The organism is Gardnerella sp. DNF00983, from assembly GCF_049244265.1.
Lineage (GTDB): Bacteria > Actinomycetota > Actinomycetes > Actinomycetales > Bifidobacteriaceae > Bifidobacterium > Bifidobacterium vaginale_J.
In genome coordinates this window covers 548,690-571,761 of sequence record NZ_CP058392.1, presented here as the reverse complement: position 1 = coordinate 571,761, position 23,072 = coordinate 548,690, and the positions used below count along the sequence as shown (strand labels likewise).

Genomic DNA, 23,072 nt, shown 5'->3' with positions numbered 1-23,072 from the left:
AAAACTCAGTCAACAAACTGAGAAAGTAACGGTGATTACTTGCCAGAAAGAGTTCGCCAGCGAGATTTGGTTAAAACGTTACGATGGCGCACGCGAGTTTCGTGCATAAGAGGCACGTCAACGGAAGAATCCACGCAATATGCTTCAAAACCACACTTTTCCTGAACTCGTTTCGACTTATTGTTGCCATCGTAATATCCGCACCAAATAGTCGTCATGTTAAGCCCGTCAAAACCGTACTGAATCAAAGCTTTCGCCGCCTCCGGAATATAACCGTTACCCCAAAAAGGCTTACCAACCCAATATCCAAGCTCACACTCATCATCTCTAGTAGTCATATCCGTATGACCGTTAAGCTTTAGCTCAATACATCCAATCGCCTTGTTACTCGACTTTAAGCACACAGCATAACATTCTTTTGCATTAAGAAAAACATTCTTAATAATAGATTTGCTATCCTCAATACTTTTGTGAACAGGCCATCCTGCAATAGGACCCACATCTGGATCCGTGGCATACTTAAACAAATCTTCAGCGTCATCTTGAGTCCAAGAGCGCAAAATTAATCTTTCCGTTTCGATTATCTGCTTACTCATTTTTACTCACAATCTTGTAAAAAGGTTCGAATTAAGCCAGCTGGCAACGCCGTCGTCATTGTTGGAAGCGCAAACTTCGTCCGCAATCGCAAGCAAACGCGAGTTGCTATTCGCCACCGCTACCCCGTAACCGCCGGCACGGAACATGTCGATGTCAATAACATCGTCACCAAAAACAACAGTACGGCTAGGCTTCACGCCCAAACGATCGCAAATAACGTTCAGCGCGTGCCCTTTGTTTGCAAGAGGATTCGTGAGCATCCATAAAACGTCTTCGCTAATATGCAACGAAAAATCGTCCGGAAGAATGCGCTGAAGCTGCTCCTTCTCGCTATCTCGCGGCACAATAATAATTTTGTCTGCCGTGCCGCGCGGCACATTCGAAAAGTCGGTAATAACAAAATCCTGCTTACTCCAAAGCATACGAACGTCAAAATTCGTGTAACGAACGTCGTTCATAACAATACCAAGACGAAGCGTAGGAATCTCACTCAGCAAACGCAAACACACATCGCAAGCATGCTTAGAATCAAAACCAAAACGTAATAACGTGCTTATTTCACGCTGAGAAGTAAGCTCCGAAATCGTGCTATTAACGCAATCAAAATCGATTAGCGCACCATTGAGATACGCACAAACTTGAGCATTTAAATCGTGAATAAAATCAAAAGCACTTCCGACAGGACGAGCCGTAATAATTGCAAGAGGAATTCCGTTTTCGCGCAAACGCTTAGCTGCTTTCACAGTTTCGTTGCTTAAAAAGCGACCTTCAAAAGTATCGGCATCGTGAAGCATGGTGCCATCAAGATCCGCAATTAGTAAAGAAGGAGAAAAACGCATAATATTAAACACTTATATAAATAAAAAGCGCACAATCTGAAGACCATGCGCTTTTCAAAAAAATACTCAGATGAGCGAGAACTTAGTCATTAAGTTTAAAGCCACAATCACAGCAACCCAAATTAATGCAATAATAACCGTCCAACGATTTAAGTTCTTTTCTGCAACACCAGAGCTACCAGCGTTCTTCGTTAAACCGCCGCCGAACATGTCGGAAAGGCCGCCGCCCTTGCCCTTGTGCATCAAAATTAACAATGTGAGCAAAATGCTAGTGAGCACAAGCAACACCTGCAAAATAATCTTCACAGTGGACACAACCAACCTCCTGTTTTACAGTACTCGGTTAAGTTTAATAATAACCTTTGACCGCTTAAGCTTATTTAGTTTCTAAACGCGTTTGCGCAGACGTTAGTCGCACAATATTAGCAAGTTCTTGCGCATCAAGAGAAGCGCCACCAATCAAGAATCCATCGACATCTGGCTCTGCAATAAGACTTGAAGCATTAGAAGACGTTACGGATCCGCCGTAAAGAATGCGGACAGTATCTGCAACATCGTCACCAAACGTAACGCGCAAGTCTTCACGAATAGCCAATGCAGCTTCCTGAGCGGATTTAGCAGTGGCAACCATACCAGTACCAATTGCCCAAACTGGCTCGTACGCAATAATTAAACGCTTAGCTTGCTTCGCATCCAAATCGCGCGTTACATCATGCACTTGCCCCACAGCAAAATCGAGCGCAACACCCTGTTGACGTTCTTTAAGACTTTCACCAACGCAAAGAATTGGCTGCATTCCTGCGGCAAGCACAGCTCGAACTTGATCAACTATATTTGCATCATCTTCAGGATGATACTTGCGTCGCTCAGAATGACCAACAATAACCATTGAGCATCCAAGACTTGCAAGCATATCTGCAGAAACATCACCAGTAAAAGCACCTTGAGCAGTAACAGAAACAGCTTGAGCTCCGTACAATATTGGCAAATGGTCAGACTCAACAAGAACTTGCACGCTTCTTATTGAAGTAAAAGAAGGCATAAGTGCAATTTCACAATCGTGATAGTCGTAATGCGCGTCACGCAGTAGCCACGCAAATTTTTGTATAAAATGCGTAGCTTCGCGGTGATTGAAATTCATTTTCCAATTACCAGCGACTAACGGCTTTCTTTTGGAAACCATAATCACCCTTAAAAGTTTACGATTGAGATTAATAATATTGCGCAAATTAGTGTTATGCCGACCTCGATTTACAAAGCGGATTCATAAAATCGAAAGTCGGCATAAGCGGAAATATTTAGTTTATACTTGCTCGCGTAAATATTACTTACTCAAGCAATACTACATGCTCAAGCAACATTACATGCTCAAGCAATATTACTTACTCAAGCAATATTACTTACTCAAGCACGCTCAAACCTGGAAGAGTCTTGCCTTCCAAGAACTCGAGGGAAGCGCCGCCGCCAGTAGAGATGTGCGAGAAGCCATCTTCCGCAAATCCAAGGTTGCGCACTGCAGAAGCAGAATCGCCACCGCCGACGATAGTGAAAGTGCCGTTCTTAGTTGCGTCAACCAAGCCCTGAGCTACAGCGCGAGTACCGGCTGCAAACTCTGGAACCTCGAACACGCCCATAGGACCGTTCCAAACAACAGTCTTGGAGTCAACAATCTTGTCGTGGAAAAGCTTCTGAGAGTCAGGACCAATATCCAAGCCCATCTTGTCTGCAGGAATAGCGTCTGCTGGAACTACTTCTGGAGCAACTGGAGTATCCCCTGCTGGGAAGCCAGCATTCACAACAATATCAGTTGGAAGCACAAGCTCAACGCCATTCTTCTTAGCGGTTTCAATGTAGCCCTTAACCTTTTCGAGCTGATCCTCTTCAAGCAAAGAAGTACCAACTTCGTGACCCAAAGCCTTGAGGAATGTGAACACCATACCGCCGCCAATAACAAGACGATCAGCCTTGGAAAGCAAGTTCTCAATAACGCCGAGCTTGTCGGAAACCTTGGAGCCACCGAGAACAACAGTCAAAGGACGCTCTGGGTTTTCAGTTGCGCGAGAAAGTGCCTTAACTTCCTTCTCAACAAGCAAGCCTGCAGCTGCTGGAAGATCGGCAGCAACATCGTAATTTGAACCCTGAGCGCGGTGCACAACACCGAAGCCATCGGAAACAAATACTTCGCCAAGAGAAGCAATCTTCTTAGCGTAAGCTGCACGCTCGGAAGCATCCTTGCTGGTTTCTTCGGCGTTGAAACGCACGTTTTCAAGCAAAACAACGTCGCCATTATTCATGGCAGCTACCTTAGCTTGAGCATCTTCGCCGTAAGTATCTGCAGCCAAAACAACATTTGTGCCGAGCAATTCACCTAAACGCTGCGCAACTGGAGCCAAGGAAAGTTCTGGAACAACCTGACCCTTTGGACGACCAAGGTGAGCCATCAAAATCACCTTAGCACCCTGCTCACGCAAAGCCTTAATGGTTGGTAAAGCAGCACGAATACGACCATCATCAGTAATCGTCGTACCCTTGAGAGGAACGTTAAAATCAGCGCGAACCAATACGCGCTTACCACTCAAATCTCCCAAATCTTTCAGTGTCTTCATTGGTATCCTTTCCAAACCATATTGGCTTACCATATTTGACTTACATACTGGCTTACCGTGCCGGCTTACTTCGTTCAACAAAACGCAAAATCAGCCTCAAACATCGACACATTGCCGGGTGCAATTATACCGCACATCTTCAACAATCCATCCTAACCACCAAACCACCCGCAGCTTAATTGCGCGACTTTAGTTGCAAGAATATTAGAGAGGTGAGATTTGAGATTTTTCGCACTGAGCGCGGACGCTCGCGCGGGTAACGCGCTTGCTACGAAACTCGCGTTGGAAGTCCACTGGACTTCCAACCTGAGCGAGTTTCCGCTCCGAGTTGCCTTCGCTCACTACGCTTTAAGCGCTCCGGCAGGTCGTCGCGCAGAGCCGCAGGCTGCTGATTCGCCAAGCGAAGAAGAAAAATCGAAAAATCTCTGCGATAGACACGGTTATTAACGATTAAACACGCAGAGTTTGGGGGATTTCTTTACGAGCAATAAAAGAGGACTGAGGAAGCAACATTCTTTTAAGAACAAAGCAGACAGTAAAGTCTTTAACAGCCAAAGCGACGAAGGACGGGACTTGCGAGGAAAGAAATCCCCCAAAACTCGCGCAACAGTAAACACGAGCGTAGCGCTGCGAGACAAGCAACCCCACCCATCACAGCCACTCCAGAAACCCGCCAGCCAAACATCAGCCAAACGCCACCCAAAACCAAAAAACGGCATAAACTTTACAGGCGTGTAAAATAAAGGTCGGTTGCGCGCGAAAAAACGGCATAAACTTTACAACGCTGTAAAGAAAAAGTCGGATTAAGACGATAAAACGGCAGAAACTTTACAGGCGCGTAAAGAAAAGGTCGGTTGCGCGCGAAAAAACGGCATAAACTTTACAGTTACGCACACAAATCACGCAAAATCAGCATTAAAGCTGCTGCATACGCGACTTCTCAACCTTCGCCGAAAGCTGCAAAAGCCTACGAATTCGTCCTGCAATCGCATCCTTTGTAATAGGAGGATCAGCCAAGTGACCAAGCTCTTCCAAACTTGCGTCGCTATGCTCAAGACGAAGCTTTCCAGCCATCAACAAATTATCTGGAATATCGTCGCCCAAAATATCGAATGCGTGACGAACCTTTTCGCATGCCTCAGCAGCAGCCTTAGCGCTACGACGCATATTCGCATCGTCGAAATTAGCCAAACGGTTTGCTTTTCCGCGAGCTTCACCATCCGAACGCTTACCGGTCCATTCGCGAGCAGAACGAGGAGCGCCAATCAAAATCAACATTCGCTCAATTGCGTCAGAATCGCGCAACGTCACTCGCTCAGAGCTACGAACCTGACGAGCCTTGGCGCTAATGCCAAGTCGCGCTGCCATAGTTTGCAAAGCATTCGCAGCCTCATGAGTTGGGCAAACAACTTCCAAATAGCTAGCTTTGCCAGGATCTGAAATAGCACCGTGAGCCAAGAAAGCACCACGCCAAGCTGCTTTGATTTGGGCGATACTTCCACCAACAATCTCAGGCGCAAGACCAGCAACAATTCTCATACGTCGATCAAGAAGACCAGATTGCAAAGCCAATGCTGCAGCACCACGCTCAACTACCACGTCATAGCGAACTACAGTGCCCGTAGGAGTTTGACGAGAAACTTGAGCAATTGTTGCTTCCCTCTGGAAATGAGTTTTCAATACCTCAACAAGCCACTGAGCTGCGCGCTGAGAATCCAACTGAGCGCGAATAACAGCCTGATTATTTACTGGCCTTAAGCCGCCAGCAAAGCGCATCATTGCTGCAGCTTGAGCCATAATGACAGTCGGGAGCTCATTGTTGTTTGAAACGAGTTCATTTTTGACGTCGTCAAGAAGAGCCAAGGGACAACCTCCTACTTTTGTTCTTCTTAAAATATGAGTGCTGTTGGGTACTTGCATGATGCTGTGGCACACGACATGCCCGGCTTTCTGTGATACAGAATACGTTGGACATTTTACCGGTTTTTGCACATGCTTTACATGCTTTTAGTACAAGATTTTTATATTTTATATAATTTACACAATTTTATTTAATTTTTTAATTAATTTTAATTGATTAGTTTCATAATCGCATTTCACTACTTTACTTTTCGCTACTTTACTTTTCGCTACTTTACTTTTTCACTTACTACGATCTTCTCTGCAGCTCTCTTGCAGATACCGTAACTTGCAAACCGTGCAATCTCAAACGTCTAGCAAGCTCAATACTTACTGCAACAGAACGATGCTGACCGCCAGTACATCCTACAGCAATAGTCACGTAATGCTTGTCTTCTTTAGCAAATCCGTCGATAGCTGTAAGAAGCGCATTTTCGTAAGAATCTAAGAATGCAATTGCCGCAGGATTAGATAAAACATAATCTTGCACAGCTTGATCCTTACCTGTAAGCTCCCTTAATTCAGGGACCCAGAAAGGATTCGGCAAAAATCGCATATCGGCAACAAAATCAGCATCCATTGGCATGCCATATTTAAATCCAAAACTGAAAATATGCACAGAAACCGTAGAAGAGCCTTTTCCAAGCAATCCCTCGTAAAGCTTTGTAGAAAGTTGGTGAATACTAAGTGCAGAAGTATCGATAATAATATCCGCGCAATCTTTCAAATGACTGAGCAACTCTCGCTCTTCTAAAATACCGTCAATAAGTCTGCCGCCGCGCTGCAAAGGATGAGGTCTACGCACAGACTCGTAACGCTTAATAAGCACAGCATCCGAAGCATCTAAAAACAGAATTCGCGTTTTTACGCCAAGTTCGTCAATATGCGCAAGAACTGCAAACAGGTCGTCGAAATATCCTCTAGAACGCACGTCAATAACAGCAGCAAGCTTATGCACTTTAGAACCGGATGAAGTCATCATATCTACTAGCGGTATGAGCAGTTTTGGCGGAAGATTATCGATAACATACCATCCCATATCTTCCAACGCGTTAGCAGCGTGCGAGCGCCCAGCTCCGCTCATGCCAGTAATTAGCATAACTTCAAATCCGTCAGCTAGTTGCACACTAGTCGACGCGGAACGTTGCGTAGTATGTTGCGCATCACGTTGCACATCACTTTGCGTAGGTTGCGTAGTATGTTGCGTATTATCGCTCATAATGCCTCCTGTAAGGCTTTTCGCATGAGACTACTTAAGTCATCGTAATATCTAGCCTTGTCAGCACTAGGTTTATAACCAAGCCCAGAAGCAGTTTCAGCACAATTCTCAGCGCCAGCCTCAGCACAATTCTCAGCACAATTCCCAAAATTTTCTTTAGATTTCCTGTAGTCAATCGTCATAAGACTTACTTGCGCTAAAGCTTGTTGCAAAAGCATTTCTTCTCCGCCAATAGCGCAACCGTATTGTTGCCATACGTTAAGTAGCATGCTTGGGCGAGGATCGTAAACTACGTCAAGCAATGTTCCTAATTTCGTTTGATTATTCGCACTATCTTGACAGTACGCTTTCAACGCAAGCGCAATTGGATCTGCTACGTGCGCTGGAACTGTGCTTATGACTATGTCTGCTTCTGCGATTGCACGAACAGCTTCTAGTGAATTTAAAGATTTCAAAATGAGAGATTTATCACATTCTGACAATTCTTCTGCGCTCAATTTTTCTGCGCTATAGTCTGCAAATTTTGAAAATACTTCTTCGCTTATTGTTGGGAACTCAATACCTTGCACAGGCTCATACATAGCGTCATTTTCTTCGCTTTTATTATTTTGACCTATGCTTATTTTATTTGGAAAATCAGCGCAATACTTTTGTATAAGATTATTAAAACGTTCAACGCCTTTTACACTACCGTCATCTTCAGTTCTAGCAACAACTTGCACCTGCTCAAGCTTTGCTACTTGCGCAATCTCAATTAAAGCTGCCAGTGCAGAGGACGCAGTGTTGCCGCTGCCAATAATAACAGCCTTTTTTACTTCGCATATGCGCTCATGTAATGCTTGCATAAATGTTATTAATATGCCACTTACGTCAGTGTTGTATAGCTTTATTTGCGATTGCGAAGCGGTTGCCGGATTGCTAGTAAAAACTGCAGTATTTGCCACGTTAAGCGCGCGCGACCAGTAGTCGCAAGGTGTGCCGAGTTTCATTACAGTTTTTTTAAGTGGCATAGTAAGGCTTAAGCCTTTCCAAGAATCGTCAAGATGCGCAATAAAATCGCGAAGCTCTGTTTCGCTTACTTTTTCCTTACTATATTGCCAATTTGTAAGACCTAAAGCCTTATAAGCCGTGTTGTGAAGCACAGGCGACAGCGAATGCGAAATAGGATCTCCCAAAACTGCACAATGATATGTTTTTAACATTTTTCTCTCCCCCTTAGTAAGTTAGTACGCTAATAAATCTTTTGGATCAACACAAAAACGCAACTCTCCTGCAGCACGTGTTGCTACGTGACGAGCTACTTCCTTGTGCAATCGGTTCACTAATTCTTGTCTTAAATAAAGCGGAACTCTTACTACTGCTTTTACACGGTCGTAAATATCGTCAAAATGCTGGTATCTGTCTGTAACAGGCGGATGCATTGGAACAATTCCTAATAATGGAGAAATTTCTGGAAAATCAGCATCTTGACTACTTTCGCACCCAAGATTTTCTTGCATTGCACCAATATTTTCAAGCGCACGCATAACCGCATCACGAGCACCCCATACGCATGCTGCAGTTACGCAAGGCGGCAATATTGCTTGAGCTCTTTCTGAAAGCTCATTGCAAGAAAGTTGAGTCGTATCCCACAATGTAAGCGCACGCGCAAGAACAGGATACGTTTCACCAATCAAAAGCACACTTCCTCCGCGCGCTCTAGGAGCACATAAAGCAGAAGCTTTCATCCACGAATTAAGCGTATCTATTCGCGCGTCAAGCCCCGAAGCGTACAAACTTACCCACGTATCGAGTATTGCTACAACACCATATTCTCCGTTACAATTTGCGTCTTGCGTTTGTATGCGAGGCTCACATCCAGGAGTTGCAACAACAATTACAGGTTTTTCATTAATACACTGGATAATTCCGTTCGGTTGGTGTTGTGACGAAATAATAATAGGCACATTGCGAAATAGTTTAGATAATTCTTCTGCAACGCCAGCAGCACCAACTCGTATAACTCGCATATTGCTACTGCCACAATTAGAACAAGACCAATTTATTGCACTAGCACCACACCACGAGCAACGTGCTGTTTGCTGACTATTTGCAACATCGAGAGGCCCGGTGCATCGTCTACAGCGCGCTTGACGTTTGCAAGAAGAGCATATAGCCGATTGCGTCACGCCATCTTGCGCAATAGAAAGCAGCACAGGCTTACCATCCGAAAGAGTATCGTTAATAGCTCTTACCGCGCTATGCGGTATGCGAGCGCCAATGCTTGGGTCAGCTAATTTCAATAAAGCTTCACGATTAAGCCAACGAACCCACGGAACTAACCTTTCGCGAGCAAGTTTACTCGCGCTTACAGGTATACTAGATCCGCTTATTGTTTCAGCAGTTTTAGCAGATTGAGTAGTTTGAACAGCTTCAGCAGTTTGAACAGATTGCTCACCTTGCACACTTTGCGCAGACTGAGCAGATTGAGTAGTTTGAGTAGTTTGCGCATCTTGCGCATTCGACATATAGCAGTCTACTTCACTTTGACTAAGCGCGCTTCTGGAATACGACATTGACACAAATACGCCGCCATGCCTTTCCGCACGAAGCCGCATAACGCCACGCGCTTGAGCATACGGCATCATTCCGTCAGCATATTGGTACGCACAATCTTCAACAATCGCAAATAAAGCATCTCCCTCAACTGGAGCATACATTGCAGCTCTAGTGCCAAGAACGCAAGGAACTATTCCGGACGCGATTGCGCGCCAAGCTCTATACCTATCAGCTGGAGGATCAGCCGCACAAAGTCGAGCGACATCTCCATCAAAACTTCCAGCAGAAAAACCACGATGATTCTCACTGACGCGCTTATATGGCTTTAATCCGTAAACCATTAGCGCGCGCATTACATCATTTACTTCTCTTAACGTCGGCAAAACTACAACAGCTTGCTTACACGCACTTAAAGCAGTGACAATCATCCATGCTAAATCTTGTGCAAGTCGGCAAGAACCTGGTAAAGCGTCTACAATAAAAGATTGAGAAGAATTATTTTCTGCTTGCTTGACTAATTGATTTTCTGCTTTATTTTCACTAAAACTTGCGTCAATAGATTTTTTGATTAATGCATTGTATAAAATATTTGCATTTTCGTAATCATAAATCATGCGAGAAGTTGTAGCGTAACCTAGGTTTGTATCGTATCCTGTGTTTGTATTGTTATCGTTTTGCAAACGCTTCTTAAGATTTTCACGCCACTGTTTTCTGCGTTGCAAGCGTATGTTGTCAAAAACTTCCTCATGCTCAACACGAGCCACACGTTGAGGCACAGCAAGACGCAAAATATTTGAGCTAGTTCCACCATAAGCTTTAGCTATGGCGTCAATATCGTCTCGCAAAGATTTAGAAAGCAAAACATCTGAAGGAAACACGCGCTCTAAAAATCTTAAAGCAGCATGAGGGGTGTCAGTATGCGAAGAACGAGACCAAATAACTCCAGTGAGCTTTTGTGCTCCAAAACGAACGCGTACAAACGCCCCAGGCTGAGCAGATTCATCTTGATCTTGCGATATCAAGTAATCAAAAGTACGACCTAAATGTGAAGCTTGAACATCAAGCATCACATGCGCAATAGGGCATTCATTAGCAGGCACTAGAGAAACAGCATTGCGCTTACGTCTTGTTTTACGCGCTAAGCCGTCTAGCGAAGGTTGCTCTGCCATAAATAACCCTTAGTTTTACTTGAATTACATCACATAATTACTGTTATTTTACAGCAAAATTTATCAATAAAACTACTTTTTTAGCGCATCTTTCAATTGCTCAATACGATTCGTTTCTTCCCAAGGGAATTTGACATCCGTACGACCAAAATGACCATAAGCTGCAGTTGGAGCATAAATTGGCTTAAGCAAGTTAAGCTCGTCAATAATCGCAGCTGGACGCAAATCAAATACTTCACGCACAGCACGCGCAATATCTGCGCGCGTAATACCATCAGCTTCAGTTCCGAAAGTTTCTACGTTTACGCTTACAGGATCAGCAATACCAATAGCATAAGCAACCTGAACTTCTGCCTTATGAGCTAAACCAGCTGCCACAATATTTTTTGCAACCCAGCGAGCTGCATAAGCTGCAGAACGGTCAACTTTGCTAGGATCCTTACCGGAAAAAGCTCCACCACCATGATGAGCAGCACCACCATAAGTGTCAACAATAATTTTTCGACCAGTTAAGCCCGAATCAGCTGCAGGACCTCCCAAAACGAAGGAGCCAGTAGGGTTTACAAGCATACGGTACGAATCGTGCGCAACTTTTTGAGCAAGAACTTCGTCCAACACAGGATTAACAACATGCTCAACAAGCTGATTTTGTAACCAGTCTCTAGAAACTTCTGGATCATGCTGAGTAGAAATAAGCACAGTATCCAAACGCTTAGGCATGCCTTTGGAATCGTACTCAATAGTAACCTGAGTTTTCCCATCCGGACGCAAATGCGCAACAGTGCCATCTTTACGAACTTTAGCAAGCTTTTGAGCTAAACGATGAGCAAGATAAATCGGCAAAGGCATCAAAGTATCTGTTTCGTCGCTAGCGTAACCAAACATAACACCTTGATCGCCTGCACCTTGAGCAGCGTAGCGCTCCTCACGAGAAGATGCACTCTCGCAAGAAGCATCCAACCTAGCAACACCTTGATTGATTTCCGCACTTTGCTCAGTTAAAGAAACCATAACACCACAAGAATCAGCATCAAGACCAATTGTGGAGCTCGTGTAGCCAACATTACGAACAACTTGACGCACAATTCCCGGAATATCGCTATAAACTTCACCACGCACTTCGCCAAAAACAACGAACTGACCGACGGAAGCACAAACCTCTACAGCAACATGCGCATGAGGATCCTGACGAAGCATATCGTCCAATATAGCGTCAGCAATTTGATCGCATAACTTGTCAGGATGACCTTCAGTTACAGATTCTGCAGAAATTAATTTACGTTCTTCCACATTTCCCCCTTAAGTTTATAGTCGATAAAGGCTAAATACAGGCCAAATAAAGCGAAAACGCAGCCGTGCATCCGCTTTATTGAGCACGGATGATACGCGACTGCGAATACCCATAAAGACGTTTATTAGCAAGGCTTATTAATTACCTTCGCTTAAATCGTCCTCACCAAGAGTCTCTTCAAGCAATCCAGCATTAATTTCGCGGAAAGCAATAGCTAAAGGCTTTTCTTGATTTTGATACTCAACTAGTGGGCCAACATTTTGAAGCAAACCTTCATTAAGCTGAGTAAAATAAGCATTAATTTGACGTGCTCGTTTTGCAGCAAATAAGGCAAGCGCATACTTGGAATCCGCATGTTGCATTAAATCATCAATCGGTGGATTCGCAAGACCAGTAGGTGTTGGCTGAGTGCCTAATGCCATAATATTCTCCAAATTCTATGGTGCCACAATAGTTCCAAAAGGCTTATTATATGCTATCGATTGGATATTGCGTAAGTTTTAACTATAAGTCGTATTCGCTTGCAATAACATTCCACAGTTCATCTGCGGCACGCTCAGCATTATCGTTCACAATAACAACATCGAACTCTTTAGCTGCAGCAATCTCAACTTTAGCGGTTTCCAAACGTTTTGCTTGCTGCTCAGGAGTTTCAGTACCACGACCAATAAGACGACGCTTAAGCTCTTCAAAGCTCGGAGGCGCAATGAACACGTACACGACTTCTAATCCAAGACGAGCAGCCTCTTGTTTTACGCGCCTAGCTCCTTGCAAATCTATTTCCAGCAAAGTAGGAATATCTTGCGTAAGATGATCCAAAACAGGCTGAAGAAGAGTGCCATAATGAGCCATGCCATGAACCAGAGCAGTTTCCAAGAATTCGCCATTACGCCTACGACGCTCAAATTCCTCTTCATCTAAGAACCAATAGTGAATACCATTAAATTCACCAGGTCTAGGCGCACGAGTGGTAGCAGAAACAGATAGCCAAATATGAGGATGTTTCTCGCGAAGTATGCCTTCTACTGTGCCTTTACCAGCCGCAGTAGGACCCGTTAATACGATTAATCGACGTCTAGACTGCGAAACTGCAGCCTCATCTGTGGCACCCATTTGCTTACCTCTCGTTTACGCACATTCGCCTGAATCAACAAGAGCCTGACGAATATCCAATGCTATGCGTTCAGTTGCAGCCGAAAGTTCACCAATATTTGGACCATGCGACGCAATCGAACGCGAAACAGTTACCAATACATTACCATGTGTACCAGCAAAAACACGCTTTAAATCGTCAGCTTCTGCACCTTGCCACCCATAACCAGGAGAAAGAATTGGACCAGTAAAACTGGTTACGTCAATTCCACCACCGTTCATCCAGTCGCCAATAGTAGCTCCAACAATTAAACCAACAGAACCCATTCCTTTAGTTTTATTGTTAAAACTTTGAGCTGTTTGAGCAATTCCGTGAGCTACAGTAGTTCCGCGGTAAGTTCCGCTTTGCCTAATAGCAGTTTGCAAACTTGCGCCTTCGCGATTAGAAGTTAGAGACGCAATAAAAACACCGCGACCGTTATTAAGAGCTTCGTTAATTAAGCCGCCCATAGAACGTGCGCCATAATAAGGAAGCAAAGTAATAGCATCAGCAAGAAGCGGAGCTCCAGGCTTAAAATATGCGTCTGCAAGCGCAGAAATAGTAGTAGACAATCCACCATGGCCACAGTCAACGATAGTAATAATATCCATTTGACGTGCAGCATACAGCACACGCTCAAGCGCTGCGAAACCCTTAGAACCGTAGCGCTCAAACATGCTGGATTGGAATTTAACTGCTGCTGCCCTACCATTCATAGCTTGCAGCATTCGCATAGAGAAAAGCTCAGCTCCAAGAGCATCCATGTTGTATCCCCAATTAAGCAGCATTTTGCGATGAGGATCGATTCCAACACACAATGGTCCATATTTTGCCATAGCGTTCTTCAAACGCAAACCAAAATCGGATCGTTGCGCCTGCACTTCTTGATCACGAATGCTCTCGGTCATGTATTAAGCCCGACTTTCTTGACTTTCTGCCTGTTCAATTGCAAACAGCTGCTGAGCATGTTCTTGTATGCTCATCACCTGATAATCGTTGTTCTTAACAGCTTCAATAGCCATTAATACTGGTGCGAATTCGGTAATAGTAGTGAATTGCGGAAGATCAGCTGCTACAGCTGCCGCACGAATGGCATAACCATCAGTGCGCGATCCCCTTGAATTCGGCGTATTCAATACCATATCAATCTTACCATTTTCGATAAGCTCTACAACATTCTTACCGATTCTTTCGTGCGCTTTCTCACTATTTGTCATATCTTTCGCCGTGTCGCCTTGACTAGAAAGCTTATCGACAATCACGGAATCAATGCCGTAACGACGAAGCACAGAAGCTGTACCTTCAGTAGCCCAAATAGTAAAACCAAGCTCCACTAATCGCACTGCAAGAAGCGGAAGTTGACGCTTATCTGCATCACTTACAGACACAAACACGTTGCCGCTGGTAGGCAAACCACCCTTGTATGCTGCAAGCTGGCTCTTAGCAAAAGCATGTGGGAAGTCACGGTCGAAGCCCATAACCTCGCCAGTAGAACGCATTTCAGGGCCGAGCAAAATATCAACCGTGCGTCCAACAGGAGTGCGGAAACGCTTGAACGGCAGCACAGAAGCTTTAATAGCAACCTGCTGACCTGGATGGATATCTCCGCCATCGCCTTGCGGAAGAAGAAGTCCACGCTTGCGCTGCTGTGCAATTGTTTCACCAGCCATAATTCTTGCAGCAGCTTTGGCAAGAGCAACACCAGTAGCTTTAGAAGCAAACGGAACAGTACGAGACGCTCGAGGATTTGCTTCGATTACATACAAAGTGTTTGCCATAAAAGCGTACTGCACGTTAATCAGACCGCGAACTGAGCAGCCGCGCGCAATCGAAAGCGTGCCTTCGCGAAGGCGGCGAATTTGATCGTCCGAAAGCGTGCTTGGAGGAAGAGTACAAGCAGCGTCACCAGAGTGCACGCCAGCTTCCTCAACATGCTCCATAATGCCGCCAATATAAAGCTCGTTGCCGTCGTAAAGCGCGTCAACGTCGATTTCAATAGCGTCCTGAAGGAACTTATCGATCAAAAGCGGCGAAGGCAAGCGGCCAGAAACAACAGTGTCTGCTCGAGCTTCATCCAATGCGCGATCAACATACTTTGCAAGCTGAGCGTCGTCGTATACAATTTCCATGCCACGACCGCCGAGCACGTAGCTTGGGCGCACAAGAACCGGGTAGCCGATTGCATGAGCTGCATCTTTTGCTTCCTCAAGGCTCAAAGCTGTGCCATATCGAGGAGCATTCATGCCTTCTTGACGAAGAACCTCGCCGAAAAGCTCACGGTTTTCAGCCAAATCAATAGCCTCAGGAGTCGTTCCCAAAATTGGAACTCCTGCAGCTTTAAGACGAGCAGCAAGCGAAAGTGGAGTTTGACCACCAAGCTGCACAATCACACCCTTAACAGGACCAAGCTTCTTTTCTGCTTCGTAAATTTCAAGCACATCTTCGAAAGTAAGCGGCTCAAAGTAAAGGCGATCAGACATGTCGTAATCTGTAGAAACTGTTTCAGGATTGCAATTGACCATAATGGTGTCGTAATCCTTGCCCAATTCCTGAACAGCGTGAACGCAAGTGTAATCAAACTCAATACCCTGGCCGATTCTGTTTGGACCAGAGCCAAGGATAATCACAGCTTCGCGATCGCGCTTCTTCAGCTCGCTTTCGTCAGCGTAGCAAGAATAGTAGTACGGAGTTGCTGCGTCGAACTCAGCTGCGCAAGTATCAACAGTCTTGTAAACAGGGCGCAAGCCGTAAGCCCAACGAAGCTCACGAACCATATTTTCGCCTTCGTCGCCAAGATTACGCAAATGCGCAATTTGAACGTCCGAAAGGCCGGCAAGCTTAGCGCGCTTCAAAACTTTAGGAGTTAAGGTTTCAGCTTCACGAACTGCGAGCGCAGTTTCGTTAATTTGAGCCAGCTGCTCTACAAACCAAGGGTCAATTTTTGTTGCTGCAAAAATCTGTTCTGGCGTTGCTCCACCCCATAGTGCGCGCTGAATTTGCAAGTAGCGATGCTCTGTTGGAGTGTGCATTTCTTCGAGAAGCTTATTAACTTCTTCCTTGCTTGGACGCTCTCCGTCCCAGCTAAAGCACGCGTGACGCTTGTCGATTGAGCGCATTGCTTTTCCAAGGGATTCCTGGAAGTTTCCAGCCAAAGCCATTGCTTCGCCAACAGACTTCATAGAAGTTGTAAGCGTGGTGTCTGCTCCTGGGAACTTTTCGAAAGCAAAGCGTGGAATCTTCGTTACAACGTAGTCGATTGTTGGCTCGAAGCTTGCAGGAGTTGAACGCGTAATATCGTTTTGAATTTCGTCCAAAGTGTAGCCGAGAGCAAGTTTCGTTGCGATTTTTGCGATTGGGAAGCCGGTTGCTTTAGATGCGAGCGCGGAAGAGCGAGACACGCGCGGGTTCATTTCGATTACGATAATGCGACCAGTTTGAGGGTTGATCGCGAACTGAATATTGCAGCCGCCGGTATCGACGCCAACGCCTCGAATAATAGCGATACCAATATCGCGCATCTTTTGATACTCGCGGTCTGTAAGCGTAAAGCAAGGAGCAACTGTAATCGAGTCGCCAGTGTGCACGCCTACAGGATCGACGTTTTCGATTGGGCAAACAACTACGACGTTATCTTTTGCGTCGCGCATAAGCTCAAGCTCAAACTCTTTCCAACCTTCAATACCTTCTTCAATAAGCACTTCGTTGGTTGGAGAATAGTGAATGCCGGCTCCTGCAATGCGGTGAAGCTCTTCTTCGTTATGAGCAATACCAGAGCCCAAGCCGCCCATTGTGAAGCTTGGACGTACTACTACCGGGTATCCTAAAGTTTCAACAATTTTGTCTACTTCTTCGATTGAGTGAGCAATAAAGGATTTTGCTGACTCAGCTCCGGCTTTTTCAACGACTTTTTTGAAAAGCTCGCGGTCTTCGCCGCGGTCGATTGCTTCCAAAGAAGCGCCAATAAGCTCAACGTTATATTTTTCTAGGATTCCTGCACGGCCCAAATCCATTGCAGCATTAAGCGCAGTTTGACCACCGAGCGTTGGAAGAAGCGCATCAGGACGCTCCTTTGCAATAATTCGCTCCAAAATCGAAGTGTCAATTGGCTCAATATATGTTGCGTCCGCAAGTTCCGGATCGGTCATAATCGTAGCCGGGTTAGAGTTGACCAAAATTACGCGAATGCCTTCTTCGCGAAGAACTCGGCAAGCCTGCGTTCCGGAATAATCAAATTCTGCAGCCTGACCAATAACAATCGGGCCGGAACCAATTACCATAACCGACTTAATATCAGTACGTTTTGGCATAGTAAACTTCTCTTTCCGTAAATCTTAAAATCTTACTTGCTTTTTCGAGTATCACTTGCTTTTTCGAGCGTTTTCGCGCATCAATTGCACAAAGCGGTCAAATAGATAGGAAGCGTCGTGCGGACCTGCTGCAGCTTCCGGATGATATTGCACTGAGAACGCTGGAATATCAAGGCATTGCAAGCCTTCTACAACGTTGTCGTTCAAGTCAATATGCGAAACTAGCACGCGACCAAAGTGGCCGTTTTCGTAAGGAGATTGAACAGGACCGTCAAGAGGTGCGTCCACAGCAAATCCGTGATTATGAGCTGTAACTTCCACTTTTCCGGTTGTAACGTCTTTTACAGGCTGATTAATACCGCGATGACCAAACTTCAGCTTGTACGTGCCAAAGCCGAGCGCGCGACCAAGCAACTGGTTTCCAAAGCAGATACCAAAGAACGGGTAGCCTGCATCCAAAACTTTACGCAAAAGCTCAACTTCGCGATTTGCTTGGCCAGGGTCTCCAGGACCATTCGAGAAGAATACGCCGTCTGCGTTAAGAGCTTGCAGCGATTCGAAGCTTATTGAGGAGCTTACAACGTGTACGCGGCAGCCGCGTTCAGCCAAACGGTGAGGAGTCATGGATTTAATACCAAAGTCGACTGCTACAACCGCGTAAAGCGGATCTTTTCCTTCAAAATCACCGCAAGGCTCAATCGTATACGTTTCTTTAGTGCTGACTTCATCTGTTAAGCGCAAGCCTTGCATTTGAGGAGTCTGCTTAATTTCGTCAACGAAAGAAGCGACGGTACGAAAAGCCCCGGTTGACGGATCAACCAGGGCCTTATTAGAAAAAATGCCGGCACGCATAACGCCTACCGAGCGTAAATGACGTACCAGCTTTCGAGTATCAATACCACTAATGCCAACGATACCTTGCTTTTGTAAATCGTCTTCCAAGGAACCTTCAGCTCGCCAATTGCTAACTACTGGGCTTGGCTCCTTAACCACGTAACCCGCAACCCAAATGTGGGAAGATTCTGGATCTTCGTGATTCATTCCCGTATTACCTATATGTGGGAATGTTTGAACTACGATTTGTTGATCATAACTTGGATCAGTTAATGTTTCTTGATAACCAGTCATGCCCGTGGAGAACACAATCTCAGCGCGCGTAGAACCTTGCGCACCAAAAGGCTTACCAACGTAAACCTGACCATCCTCCAACACCAATACTGCATCATCACTGCCGAATCCGGCAAAGGTGTCGTTGTAATCCACCTTAACCCCCTTATGGCTTTAGGATATTCGTGGTAAGTTTACTCAGGTTGGCGGACGGGCGACGCGCCGGCGGTGGTTATAGCATCTTTGCTTAGTATTTTGTTTGGTGTGGCACGAGTTTTAGTCTCGTAATTCTACACAATTTGTCTCTTGATTAACGTGCCGCGAGTTTTGGGGGATTTCTCTCCTCGCACGTCCCGTCCTTCGTCGCTTTAGCTGTTAAAGACTTTACTGTCTGCTTTGTTCTCAAAAGAATGTTGCTTCCTCAGTCCTCTTTTAGTGCTCGTAGAGAAATCCCCCAAACTCTGCGTGTTTAATCGTTAATAACCGTGTCTATCGCAGAGATTTTTCGATTTTTCTTCTTCGCTTGGCGAATCAGCAGCCTGCGGCTCTGACGTTCGCCGCGCTCAGTGCGAAAAATCTCAAATCTCCACCACACGAATACTCCTAATTTGAAGTATTATAACCACGCCGGGTTTTGTGTTTTAATGGTGAATTGTTTTGGCGTGATGGCAGCAGAGCAGAACTGCTAAAATAGTAACTCAACTACTCCTGAGTGTCATCAGTAGGTTCAGTAATAGGTTCTGCAGCAGCGTCTTCAGGAGAAGATTCGCCATTAAACTTTGCCAAGCAAGCGTCTTTATCTGCCATAATCGCGCTTAGTAAGCCGTGAATAAACGCAATAGCTTCGTCGTCGCTATACATTTTTGCGAGCGCAATAGCCTCGTCAATAGCAACTTTATCTGGAATCTCATCATTAAGAAGCATTTCCCACACCGCAATGCGCAAAATATTGCGATCGATAACAGCCATTCTGCCAACTTTCCAGCCAGTCGAATAGCGGTTTAGCGTCTTGTCAATTCTGTTACGTCGCTCTCCTACGCCTCGAACAATCTCAATCGCGTACTCTGGGAGCGGAGTTTGAGCGCCAGGCTCCTTAACTCGCTCCTCAAGCAAAGAAAGAATATGCTGATTCTTCTCATCCGCCTCATACAGCGTATTCAAAGCCCTTTTACGAGCGGTAGAACGTGCCATCGTAACGCCCTTCTGTGTAACGTATAAAAATTACTTAATAAAGTTGTATCAAAAATTACGCGACCCAGCAACGAATAATCGCCACCGGGTCACTCTATAAAAATTATTGAGAAATAAATAGCTAATTTAATTAGATAACTAATTATTTTAATTAGATAATTAATTCTTTAGTTTTCACGACCAAGGTAAGAGCCGTCACGAGTGTCGACCTTCACCTTTTCGCCTTCACCCACGAAGAGTGGAACCTGGATTTCAGCACCGGTTTCCACGGTTGCAGGCTTAGTACCAGCGTTAGAACGATTGCCTTGCAAGCCTGGCTCAGTGTGAGTAATAGTCAAAATAACGGAAGCTGGAAGCTCAACGCTCAAAGGAGTGCCGTCATGGAAGCTTACAATGCAGTCGGTGCCTTCAAGCAAATACTTGCTCTGCTCGCCAACCAAAACCTTAGGAATATAAACCTGGTCGTAAGTGGTCATATCCATAAAGACGAAGTTGTCGCCATCTTCGTATGAATATTGCAACGTGCGGTTATCAACGGTCTCGAACTCCATCTTCATGCCGGCATTAAAAGTCTTGTCGACAATCTTGCCCGAGAGCACGTTCTTAATGGTGGTACGCACAAAAGCAGGGCCCTTGCCCGGCTTCACGTGCTGGAACTTAACGACGGTCCAAAGCTGACCGTCAAGGTTCAAAACCGATCCATTCTTAATATCATTGGTAGTCTGTGCCACGAGTTACCCGTTTCTTTCGACGTAGGCCGTTTAACGCGGCCATGTAATAAACCTTGCTAATTATGCCACAATGCCTCAACTAATTAAAATAACAACACTTTCCTAGCGCAATTAGTTGATTATTGTTTATCATTTTGATTTGAAGATTCCGGATTATTGCTGCGACCCATTGGAATATAACCGCCTTGATCATCCTTAGGATGTGGAGCATTTAACGGATACCCATTGCCATCAAGATTTGTAAAATCTGCGCTTATCTTCTTAATTTTCGCCAAATAATCTTTAATAGCATTTTGCAAATCTGTAATACACTGGTTTAATTCATCGCTGTTGTTACTGCTTTTAGCAAGAGCTTTTCCTGCAGTATCAACAACTTTTTCTAAATCGGCTTTAGCTGCACCAAAAATAGGAACATTCTTAGTTTTATCTATAAGCTCTTGACCTTGCTTAACTAATTCTAATAGCTTATTAGAAATTTCTTTTCTACCTGTTTCCAAAGCTGTTTTAGCAGATTTTACAAGAGCGTCTCCGTCTTTATTAAAAGAGTCGACTTTATCTGAAAGCTTATTTTCAACAGATGAAGAATTATCAGAATCAGTTCCAGCAGGACAGTTAGGTATTTTCTCTTTAGAATCAGATTTCGCGTAATTTAATGATGATTCAAAATCTTCAAACGCACTTTTAGCTTCATCTGAATACGAATTGAATTCAACTTTTTTAATATTAATAGCGCGAATAACGTCATCATCTGAAAGAGATTTTATAAGATTTTTTTGAGCATTAACTGCTTTTTCTCGCATTTGAATACAAGTTTTAGAAGGAGCAGAAACACTATTTTTCGGCTTGTTTTTATTGGTAGTTAAGAAGAATACTGCTGCGACTACGATTGCAACTACTATAATCGAAACAGCAACTACAGCAATAACGACTTTACTATTTTTAGAAACAGAACTATTTTGCTCTCTCATAATCAGTCATTCCACCATCTAAAAAGTAACTAAAATAGACTTTAATTAGCAGACAGAATTAGACGCTAGTTTAAAATCTACTTATAAAATACGAATCTTATAAATTCTATCATTTAAACTATTTACGCACCATATTCTCGCAAATAATTTTCAGCCCTACTACTTAGATTATGGATTTATAGATTATTTTTCAACAAATTCAACAGTTTTGAAACAAATTCAGCAACGTCATCTTTATCTGCACCTTTTGTTAGAACAGACACTCCGATCCTATTCTTGCCCTTCTTAAGAATCAAGAAATAGTTATAAACATTCTTAATTCCTTGACCACGATGAGCCATAACCTCTATGCCGTCTGGAACATTCACGCCATCAGCAGAAATATCGTAACCCGTCGCATTAGCAATAGTCGAATTTTGCATAGCTTTTGAAAGCATCATCGCAGCATCATGAGAAGAAGTAAGATTTTCGTAACCATCGTTCGATGCATCAACATCACCATATTTGCGAGTAAAAGATGTATTTGAATAGCCATTATCTGACAGCCATTGATCTAATCCGTCTATGCCACCTTGATCATCTAAAAGCTCATTAGCGGAGTCATTACTCATTGTCTTAATAACATCTTCACACTTATCTTCATAATCATGCTGTTGATTGTCCTTAGTATAAAGAACAACAGGGAAATAAAAACCTACAGCAGGGAATGTTTTACGAGAATTAGAAGACTCATACAATATGCCCTTCTTGCCAGAAATTGCTACAGACACGCTATTATTTGAAGAAAAATTGTTTACTAATTTATTGATTTTTTTGGTATTAAGCTTTTCACTCGCGCCAACAGCGTTATCCTTATCGCTACTAGCATCGCTATCTTCATCGTCTGAATCTAAATCATCATTGGTTAGAATATGCTGCTTAGATTTATTATTCTTTGATTTTGATGATTTTAATTCAGTTTTATTATTTGATTGAGCTGTTCGCGCATTATTTACATACCACCATGCACCAGCGCCTATAACCAAAACACAGGCAATAATAGCGGCTATTAAAGTAATAATTACTTTCTTCTTATGCTTATCCTCATCTGAATGAGAATAATTAGCCGGAGCTTCACCTTGTGCGTAAAATGAATTATTCATAGAAGACTGTTCGCTCGAAGAACCCATAATAGGAGAACCTGAAACGCTTAGATTATCCGGTAAAGCTTCCTGCGCATGAAATACAGTAGTAGGAGCTTCATTAGTAGGCAATTCGTATTGTTGATTTTGGATTGCCGACTCGGCTGCTGGCGTAACTTCTAAAAGCGCTCCGCAAGTATTGCAAAACTTGCTATTATCAGCATTTTTATTACCACATTGCGTGCAGAACATATTCTTCCTTTAAACAAATACATCTATTGCAACGCATTATTTTACACCCGCTTACAATAAATTACTTATCAAAAATCATACTTCATTAAAACTTAAAAAACTTAT

Annotated in this window: 19 protein-coding genes; all 19 read right to left on the bottom strand. The window is 44.1% G+C overall.

Annotated features, from left to right (window positions below; genetic code table 11):
* Positions 1-35: 35 nt before the first annotated feature.
* Entirely contained in the window at positions 36-596 is a 561-nt protein-coding gene (locus tag HXT34_RS02035) for a GNAT family N-acetyltransferase (RefSeq protein WP_415687130.1), read from the bottom strand.
* A 6-nt stretch (positions 597-602) separates the two neighbouring features.
* Complete coding sequence (locus tag HXT34_RS02030; RefSeq protein ID WP_421785420.1) at positions 603-1,439, bottom strand: HAD hydrolase family protein; 837 nt, start codon at positions 1,437-1,439, stop codon at positions 603-605.
* Positions 1,440-1,502: 63 nt separating this feature from the next.
* Positions 1,503-1,751 (bottom strand): preprotein translocase subunit SecG, encoded by a 249-nt coding sequence (secG, locus tag HXT34_RS02025; RefSeq protein ID WP_004119067.1) that lies wholly within the window; start codon positions 1,749-1,751, stop codon positions 1,503-1,505.
* Positions 1,752-1,812: 61 nt separating this feature from the next.
* On the bottom strand, positions 1,813-2,619 hold the full coding sequence (tpiA, locus tag HXT34_RS02020) for a triose-phosphate isomerase (RefSeq protein WP_415686724.1): 807 nt from the start codon (positions 2,617-2,619) through the stop codon (positions 1,813-1,815).
* A 217-nt stretch (positions 2,620-2,836) separates the two neighbouring features.
* Entirely contained in the window at positions 2,837-4,042 is a 1,206-nt protein-coding gene (locus HXT34_RS02015; RefSeq protein WP_415689845.1) for a phosphoglycerate kinase, read from the bottom strand.
* Positions 4,043-4,957: 915 nt separating this feature from the next.
* Complete coding sequence (gene whiA, locus HXT34_RS02010) at positions 4,958-5,905, bottom strand: DNA-binding protein WhiA (RefSeq protein WP_004119060.1); 948 nt, start codon at positions 5,903-5,905, stop codon at positions 4,958-4,960.
* A gap of 286 nt (positions 5,906-6,191) precedes the next feature.
* Complete coding sequence (gene rapZ, locus HXT34_RS02005; protein WP_119526791.1) at positions 6,192-7,040, bottom strand: RNase adapter RapZ; 849 nt, start codon at positions 7,038-7,040, stop codon at positions 6,192-6,194.
* A 116-nt stretch (positions 7,041-7,156) separates the two neighbouring features.
* Positions 7,157-8,362 (bottom strand): shikimate dehydrogenase family protein, encoded by a 1,206-nt coding sequence (locus HXT34_RS02000; RefSeq protein ID WP_421785258.1) that lies wholly within the window; start codon positions 8,360-8,362, stop codon positions 7,157-7,159.
* 21 nt (positions 8,363-8,383) lie between these two features.
* Complete coding sequence (locus HXT34_RS01995; protein WP_421785256.1) at positions 8,384-10,867, bottom strand: primosomal protein N'; 2,484 nt, start codon at positions 10,865-10,867, stop codon at positions 8,384-8,386.
* A 72-nt stretch (positions 10,868-10,939) separates the two neighbouring features.
* Positions 10,940-12,157 (bottom strand): methionine adenosyltransferase, encoded by a 1,218-nt coding sequence (gene metK / locus HXT34_RS01990; RefSeq protein ID WP_415686717.1) that lies wholly within the window; start codon positions 12,155-12,157, stop codon positions 10,940-10,942.
* A gap of 138 nt (positions 12,158-12,295) precedes the next feature.
* Positions 12,296-12,580: a DNA-directed RNA polymerase subunit omega gene (gene rpoZ / locus HXT34_RS01985; protein WP_004108619.1), complete on the bottom strand. Its 285-nt coding sequence runs from the start codon at positions 12,578-12,580 to the stop codon at positions 12,296-12,298.
* 82 nt (positions 12,581-12,662) lie between these two features.
* Entirely contained in the window at positions 12,663-13,271 is a 609-nt protein-coding gene (gene gmk, locus HXT34_RS01980; RefSeq protein WP_391495852.1) for a guanylate kinase, read from the bottom strand.
* Between the two features lie 15 nt (positions 13,272-13,286).
* Entirely contained in the window at positions 13,287-14,198 is a 912-nt protein-coding gene (pyrF, locus tag HXT34_RS01975; protein ID WP_119526452.1) for an orotidine-5'-phosphate decarboxylase, read from the bottom strand.
* 3 nt (positions 14,199-14,201) lie between these two features.
* Positions 14,202-17,597, bottom strand: coding sequence for a carbamoyl-phosphate synthase large subunit (gene carB, locus HXT34_RS01970; protein WP_421785253.1), 3,396 nt, complete (start codon positions 17,595-17,597; stop codon positions 14,202-14,204).
* Positions 17,598-17,648: 51 nt separating this feature from the next.
* Positions 17,649-18,860 carry a glutamine-hydrolyzing carbamoyl-phosphate synthase small subunit gene (carA, locus tag HXT34_RS01965; RefSeq protein ID WP_415686711.1) on the bottom strand — a complete coding sequence of 404 codons (1,212 nt, stop codon included), beginning with the start codon at positions 18,858-18,860 and terminating at the stop codon, positions 17,649-17,651.
* A gap of 546 nt (positions 18,861-19,406) precedes the next feature.
* Entirely contained in the window at positions 19,407-19,895 is a 489-nt protein-coding gene (gene nusB, locus HXT34_RS01960) for a transcription antitermination factor NusB (protein WP_415687117.1), read from the bottom strand.
* 167 nt (positions 19,896-20,062) lie between these two features.
* Positions 20,063-20,626 carry an elongation factor P gene (gene efp, locus HXT34_RS01955; RefSeq protein WP_004111770.1) on the bottom strand — a complete coding sequence of 188 codons (564 nt, stop codon included), beginning with the start codon at positions 20,624-20,626 and terminating at the stop codon, positions 20,063-20,065.
* A 119-nt stretch (positions 20,627-20,745) separates the two neighbouring features.
* Positions 20,746-21,594 (bottom strand): hypothetical protein, encoded by an 849-nt coding sequence (locus HXT34_RS01950; RefSeq protein WP_391495856.1) that lies wholly within the window; start codon positions 21,592-21,594, stop codon positions 20,746-20,748.
* A gap of 176 nt (positions 21,595-21,770) precedes the next feature.
* The gene (locus HXT34_RS01945; RefSeq protein WP_421785250.1) at positions 21,771-22,967 is read right to left on the bottom strand and encodes a zinc-ribbon domain-containing protein; all 1,197 of its coding nucleotides are present in this window, start codon (positions 22,965-22,967) and stop codon (positions 21,771-21,773) included.
* Between the last annotated feature and the right edge of the window lie 105 nt (positions 22,968-23,072).